4 protein-coding genes are annotated in these 6,806 nt (G+C 39.3%); all 4 read right to left on the minus strand.

What is annotated here, in order from left to right; all coding sequences use genetic code 11:
• Positions 1–1,232, minus strand: a 1,232-nt coding sequence (locus Q8907_10690) for a glycoside hydrolase family 92 protein (protein MDP4274735.1), incomplete at its 3' end; no start/stop codon positions are given.
• Between the two features lie 18 nt (positions 1,233–1,250).
• On the minus strand, positions 1,251–2,639 hold the full coding sequence (locus tag Q8907_10695; GenBank protein MDP4274736.1) for an SGNH/GDSL hydrolase family protein: 1,389 nt from the start codon (positions 2,637–2,639) through the stop codon (positions 1,251–1,253).
• Positions 2,640–2,864: 225 nt separating this feature from the next.
• Positions 2,865–5,471 carry a glycoside hydrolase family 38 C-terminal domain-containing protein gene (locus Q8907_10700; protein MDP4274737.1) on the minus strand — a complete coding sequence of 869 codons (2,607 nt, stop codon included), beginning with the start codon at positions 5,469–5,471 and terminating at the stop codon, positions 2,865–2,867.
• Between the two features lie 2 nt (positions 5,472–5,473).
• A complete protein-coding gene (locus Q8907_10705) occupies positions 5,474–6,643 on the minus strand; it encodes an MFS transporter (protein MDP4274738.1) in 1,170 nt (389 codons plus the stop codon).
• Positions 6,644–6,806 lie beyond the last annotated feature (163 nt).

Below are 6,806 nucleotides of genomic sequence, written 5' to 3' on the forward strand. Positions count from 1 at the left end.
AAAGGCATTTGACTACGGAAAACATCCCATCCGCTAAAAATAGTTCGTTTGGTAAAGGTAGCCGGATGATGAATTTTGCCATCGCCACCAATGTAATTCCCGTCAACATCCTCGAAAATCCGGGGGTCAATCATCGTATGGTAAAGCGAGGTATAAAAAACATATTTTTCTTCTTCAGTACCTCCTGCAACTTTCACTTTTGACAAGGCTTTGTTCCAGCTTAACCGTGTCTGATCTTGTATTTTATCGAAATCCCAACCCTTAATCTCTGTTTGAAGGTTATTTCGGGCGCCATCTATACCTACGAATGAAATTCCAACTCTCATTATGACCGGTTCGTCAACATGGGTTGAAAATTCAGTATAAAATCCCAGATGTTTTCCCTCCAATTCTTTTTTCCCTGGCATTACAGAGGCATTGGCTACCTGTTTCTGATATTTATCGCTGGTAACATCATCCCTCTTGCGGCTCCAGTCGTCGGGAATATTGGCGCTCCAAATGCCATAATTTTTCAGAGGTTTGCTAAACTGCGCAACGAAATAGACTGTATAATCGGCATGACCGTCGCCGTTGCCCCAACCTCCACCATCGGGGGTACATTTCATCCAGCCTTCGATGGTATTATCATCCACCACTTTAACATATTGTAAAGTTGAAGTTCCTCCAACTCGACGTGCCAAATCAATTTGAATTCGTGATTGCTTATTTTCCGGAAAGGTAAACCGAAGCATCCCGCTATGAAAGGATGCAGTCATTTCGGCCTTAATCTTATAATCGGTAAGCTCCACGGAATAATAACCGGCAGATGCTTTCTCACTTCCTTTCGAATAATGGGACCTGTATCCATCCATGGAACCATCCAAACTCCCGGCATTAGTCTTTAATTTACCAAGGGTGGGCATCACCAAAAAATTACCCAGATCGCCAAACCAGCCAACCCCACTCATTTGAGTAAAGGCAAAACCTTCTATACTGGTATGTTCGTAACTATAACCCGAGCCATTATCACCACCGGTAATGGTATTCGGACTAACCTGTACCATTCCATAAGGAGCAACCGCACCGGGAAATGTTTTACCCAGTCCATGATATATACCGGCAGCACCGGCACTTGTACTGGCCCCTATAAAAGGATTAACATAATCGACCGGTTCTTTAGGTTTACCGTTTTTAAAACTGCACAATAGTATATAGGCCGATAAGGCGCACAATGTTATACTCCACCGAATCATAGCAAGAATATGAATGTTTTAAATCTGTTTAATAGTAATCTTATGCTTTTTAGGAGCGTTCTTTTGATAGATTTCGTCTACAAGACCGTTCATCTTTTTATAAAAGTCCTCTCTGGTTTGCTTTACGCGAATAATTTCATAATCGGATTTTTTAGCATTTAACCAGCCATTTGTTGGCGCATATTTATTTATTGTATCGCGGGTAGCTTCAGAATCATTAAACAACAAGCCTTTGTCTTTAAGAAAATTATATTCAACCCAATAATAATTTCTGGTTTGCCATTCCATATCGTGGCGTTGCTGGTTTAAATCCATAATTTCAGAAGCCTGAATATATTGGGGTGTTGTTTTGATAACCGCCAAATTTATGCCTTTAGCTAATTCGCCGGCCGACCAGCTTCCGATAATTTTATCATCTATACTGACGCGATATTTTAAACCTTTCAAACCGGTAACCGAAAGAATTTCTTTGTTAAATTCATCAGTAAAGGGGATAAGGTTTAAGGCTTCGCACTGTTTTTGAGGGTTCATAAATACCCTGCCTACCGTATCAATTGGAAAAGGCAAGGATTTTGCCAGGTAATCGAAGCTAAAGCTTTTGCCTGATGCAAATACATGAGAAATGGTACAATTGACCGACTTTACCACTTTTTTCTTAGCTGCATCGATCTTCATATCTGCAACAGGTTTACCGGCCAGGCCTTGTGCTTTCAAAAACAAATAGGCCATCACCAGGTGCCCGCCATTCCCCGGGTGGATACGATCAGGACCCGTTAAAGTGAATTCCGGATTCTTTTTCTGCTCCCTCAAATTTATCGAAGTCATGGGATGCAGCATATCAACAAATCCCCATTTGTTTTTCTTGGCAGCCTCTAACTGAAATTTTGCAATTTGTTCAATGGTTAAACTTTTACCCGGAAAATAATTCTGGCTGTTTTTCATCGTTTCGTCATAAGGGGAGGTGGTCATCATAATCTTCTTTACATTCTTTAGCCCTAACAACTTTTCCTGAATCTGTAAAAAACCATTATAGGATTCCTCAACAGCAGATTTTCTTACTTGTTCTTCAGCTCCTTTTTTATTATATTCGAAATAACGGCTGTCATTCATACCAAAAGTTACTGACAGTACAGTAGGTTTTTTGGGCAAAATATCTCCATCGAACCGTGCATATATTTGTTTGGCGACATCGCCCCCAACGCCACCATTAAAAACTTCTATTCTCATCTGAGGAAAATGAAGCATATAATAAAGCCAGATGTACGATTCGTAATACCCATGTTCCGTTATGCTATTTCCTGCAAAAACAACCCTGTCGCCTTTTACAAAAGGAGTCAAGGCTACCTGAGAATTAACATAAGAACAAAGGGAAAATAAGGACAAGATAAAACAAAAAATCTTTTTCATTTTTTATGTAGTTTAATGTTTATAAATGTATACCCGTACTGTTTTACTCTTATCATAAAATGTTGATCATTGATAATTAGTAAAGCGCAAATAAATTAAAAGTCAGGTATTGCTTCAGTACAGAAACATTCAAAAATAAATAATTAAAACGATTTAGCAAAACAAATTCCATTTATATTTTAATACCCTATTGGGCTTATTTTTAGTTATTTAAACTTAACATCATCAATCTGGCCGGCTGATTCTGATTGTTCGAATGCCAAACCTGGGAATATCCACATTAATATAAGGATGCTTTCCCGGGTCTTTTTCAATGTTTAATTTCCTGGCAGTCATCCCATTTAACTCAACGATTTCAGCTTTATCCACTTTAAACCCGAAAGATATCTTAGGAGTTCCGGGATATAACGAAGCATTAAAAAACCGGACCAGTAAATCTTTCCCATCAACCCTGATAGACGAAATCTCTATATGTGGATTATCAATTTGCATTAATGATTTTGACAAATTATCCTTCGTAAATGTAGCAGAAACAAGGGAGGCAACTACAGGTTCTTTCCACCGGGAAGCTTCAGACCATATTCCGGATTGTTCCCATCTCCCCTTATGAGGGATTAATGCATAGTCAACCTCAGTTGCACCGGTAATTTTATAATCCATCCCCCATAATCCAACTCCGGAGTACAATAAAGTTAATCCCAGCGGGAAATTCTCCCCATGAGTATAACTGGTGGTATGGTCGGAAAAAAGGGCACAGCCATATTGCCCTTTTGAATCCTCAACATCTACCCAGTTCAATATAACATTGTTTTTTATACTGTCCCAGGTACTGAAAAAAGTATTGGAAAGCTTACTTTCTGTAACGTCAAAAGGTGCATCTTTAAAGACTTTTTGATTTTCGAGATTTAAAGGGAAGAGTGCAAGGAGCTTATACTTGTCATTGTAGAAAGCTTTTTTATAATCCGTTGCTTTATAATTGGAAGTCTGCGAAAATTCACCAATTCCCGGGTTTTCCTTCCAATCGATTTTCAGATGTAAATCAATCCTGCGCTCCCCTTGCGCCAGCGAAACAATCTGTGTAAAATACTGTCCTGCAATAGTTCCGCAAATTTCCAGGCGAACTCTTAACGGACCTTTTTCAATAATCTGACATTTAGCCGTATTATCTGCACTAGAGTAATATTTGCCATCATTATAGAAAAAACCCCGGATCTCATTAAACCGTCTATCATTTGTTTGATCTACAAATTCTCTATCACCTAATTCTTTGTCAATTAAACTCCGGATAACTCCGCCCTTGGAAGGATCCACAGTTATACGATAGATATCAGACTCCAGCAGATATGAGCCATCGGGTTGAATGCTTACACTGGCTCCAACTGTTTGCTTCCTCTTTTTTACCTCTACAGTATAGGTATTAAAACCTACAGAAGGTGCTGTTGCCCGGAAGAGCATTTTTCTCATTTCATCTTTGCAAAGGAGTTGAGAAGGGACTTCCTGTTTTTTTTCATCACAAATAACTACATCTTTATCCTTTAATGATTCAGGCAAGTTAACAGTCACCAAGCCGTTTTGCTCAACACCCAGTGTGTTAAAAATTCTTATCGACCAATGATGGCCCTTCTTACCAGCATCCAACAAATTAACTGACTGTGAAATGATACTATCCGATTTGGCATTCGAATTTGCCGTCCAGGAGTCAACTTTATCCGCCCAGGAATTACCTTTACGCCCATTATAAGGAACTATCCAGCAATCGTGGTGTTGCGACAATAAAAGAGTACGCCATGCATTATCAAAAGCCGTCCCGGGCCATAAGCCTGTGGCATATAACGAAGAAAGAGAAGCCATCTTCTCTGCTTGAATAATTTTATTTTCGGAAGTTCTGACTTGCTGGGCTAATTTTTGTAAAATCTGGGAACCCCATACCAAACTAACAAGAACATCTTCCTGGGAAAAAGACCAGTTTAGCTTAGGAGACTGTGTTGCCACATTGTGAAAATACTCACGCCAGGTCACATACTCATAAGGATTATAGGTTTTCTTTCCATCCCTCAACCATGGGCCTATTTTCCAGCCCGCATCCTGCAGACACATGCCCACCGGATGGGTGATCCCATATTTTAATGCAGCGTTGACATATTCAGGCGAATTAACAGAGGCTATCGTCTGCCAGGTTGAATGGGGATCTAGCTTTTCAATCTCGTACCGGGGAACCGTTGTAAGTTTAGTACCATCGGGTCCCACCCAATTTACAAGCTCTCCGCCAAATGCACGCGAATATCCACCCCAACAGGTATTCGGATTCTTTAATGAAGCAAACTGAAACCCGAAAGATTTTAGTATTTGAGGCAAAGCACTTGTAAAACAGGGTTCTTCAACCGAATAAGTACTAAAAATTGTACCCGTAAAATGTTCCCTAATCTTTCTTATCCCGTAATCGAATTGCCGGATAACGCTTTCGCCAGAGATATTGAACATATAACTCTGGGCAAAAGAAGGATTTACATATTCAATTCTTCCGCTATCGGATTGATTTTTAAAAAGTTCTCCAAAATCACGATAGGCATCCGGGTCGGCTTTAGCCACTCTATCCCAGGTTTCGGGCTCTATCTCGATATTTATTTTCCAGTTGGGGTTTGCTTTCAATTGATCTACAACAAACCTTGTAAATCCTTCGGGATAATGCCCCCATACTCCACCGTGAAAACCATCGATAAAATAGGCCTTTTGACCGAATATCAATGAACTAACCGTGAACAAATGAAAGCATATACACAGCATACCCAGTCTTAGGTACTTGACATATTTACCAGATATCAGAGTTGCCATATTTAAGCGCTCTTTTTATAAAAGGCACAAAACAAAAGATAAAGGGCACTGGCCAGAATTACAACAACAGAGCCTACCTGTGAACCAATAGCATCGGAGGTTAGCCCCATAAAAAAGGGAATTACAGCCCCACCGAATACTCCGGTTATCATTAATCCTGAAATCTCATTTACCTTATCCGGACGCGAATGAATAGCTTTTGAATATATAATAGGAAAGATATTTGCAATAGTAAATCCGACAACACCAAATAAACCAAAAATAAACATTTTATTTTGAACAAAAATCAAGGCAGCCAGGGCTAATACAGCTATTACAATGTTTACTTTAAAAAACTTATCGGACGAAAATTTAGCTAAGACAATGGCCCCGATAAAAGCACCGGCTGTACGGAAAGCAAAATATACACTGGGCCCATAACCGGCGACAATTGAGCTTAAACCACAACGCTCCATTAAAATTTTTGAAGCAGCAGTATTTAAACCAACATCCACGCCCACCACAAAAACAATTCCTAAAAATAACAGCAAAATCGTTTTATCAGAAAGAATGGAAAAAACGCTTTTAAAAGATGTCGCCTTACCTTCAACTTTTTCTTCCTCAATAGAGGTTGCCATCAGCCAGATAGTGGACAATAAGGTAATTACAGCATAAAAAGGGAAGATGTATTGCCAATTACCCAATGAGGTTGCAGCATAAGCCGCAATGAACGGACCACAAAAAGAAGAAATCGCTTTAACAAACTGTCCACCCGTAAGGCTGCTGGTCAGTTTATCTCCCTTGACCACATTGGCCAACAATGGGTTGAGTGATACCTGCAAAATAGTATTGGCAATACCCAATAATGCAAAAGCAATTAATGATGCAAAAAAGGTATAAGCTATCAATGGAATGAACATGGCTATAATGGTAATAATATTACTCAACAGCACTGTTTTTTTGCGTCCAATCCGGTTCATTAAAATTCCGGTAGGGACCGAAAATATAAGGAACATTGAGAATAAAGCAACCGGAACCAAATTTGATAGGGTGTCTCTAAATACAGGGCTATATTGCCCCAGTAAATCCTGCTTAACGTGTACGGACGTAATTCCAACCACATCGCAAAAGCCCATGATAAAGAAACCGAATAATACCGGTAGTATTTTCAAATTAGATGTTTTGTTATTCATTGTTTTTCAATAATTAATTATTAATTACATTTTTGAAAGCAAAGGCCTTACTTTTAACCAATAAGTATCCTCAAATAAGCGGGAACAACCCACCATGGCAGCAGTCTCTCCTAATTCCGAGCGATAAATACTTACAGATACACCAGAATTTCTTACCGTTTGA

It is taken from the genome of Bacteroidota bacterium (assembly GCA_030706565.1).
Classification (GTDB): domain Bacteria; phylum Bacteroidota; class Bacteroidia; order Bacteroidales; family JAUZOH01; genus JAUZOH01.